Annotated in this window: 1 protein-coding gene; it reads right to left on the bottom strand. The window is 49.6% G+C overall.

Going from position 1 to position 804, the window contains the following annotated elements:
- Nucleotides 1–782 (bottom strand): condensation domain-containing protein (locus tag N477_RS00625; protein WP_231098040.1); only part of this gene is annotated, 782 nt, incomplete at its 3' end.
- Between the last annotated feature and the right edge of the window lie 22 nt (nt 783–804).

Raw genomic sequence — 804 nt, forward strand, 5'->3', positions numbered from 1 at the left:
CGCTCAAACAAAGCGGTATTAAACACCCAGCTTAGGGTCTGGCCGCCTTCTTCTTCAACTAAGTTCAGAGTTAAGTCAAATTTGGCGTTTTTACCGCCTGTGCCCTCTAGCGTCGTCAGTTCTATGCCCGGTAAGGACAACTGGCCGTCCTCATTATTTTGCAGCGCCAACATCACCTGAAATAACGGGCTATGGCTTAGGCTACGCTCAGGTTGCAAACGTTCGACAATTTGTTCAAACGGCACCTGCTGATGGGCATAACCGTCAAGTAACATATTTTTACTTTGCTCTAGCAGCGACTGGAAACTCGGCTTGCCAGATAAATCGCTCCGCAGGACTAGTGTATTGACGAAGAAGCCGATCAAACCGGCCACTTCCGCCTGCTCTCGGTTTGCCACTGGCGTACCAATAACAATATCTTGCTCATTGCTGTAGCGGGACAGCAACACAGAAAAAGCCGCATGCAGTCCCATAAATAAAGTGGCTCCCTGAGCCTTGCACTGGGTCGTCAACGCTTCTATGCAGTCTTTATCTAAACGTGAAGTATAAAGCTCACCAGAAAAACTCTGCACCGCGGGTCTGACGTGATCCAGCGGCAATGCGTGTACCATAGGTAAACCAGCAAGCTGCTTTTCCCAGTATGCCAATTGTTCATCCAGCACAGCTCCTTGTAACCAGTTGCGCTGCCAATGGGCATAATCGCCATACTGGATCGCCAGCGGCATCAGCGGACTTTCCTGCCCTTTGGCATAAGCTGTATATAGGCTGCTAAATTCATTCACTAGTATGCCCATCGACCAGCCA

Origin of the sequence: Pseudoalteromonas luteoviolacea H33-S (genome assembly GCF_001625695.1) — a bacterium.
Lineage (GTDB): Bacteria > Pseudomonadota > Gammaproteobacteria > Enterobacterales > Alteromonadaceae > Pseudoalteromonas > Pseudoalteromonas luteoviolacea_B.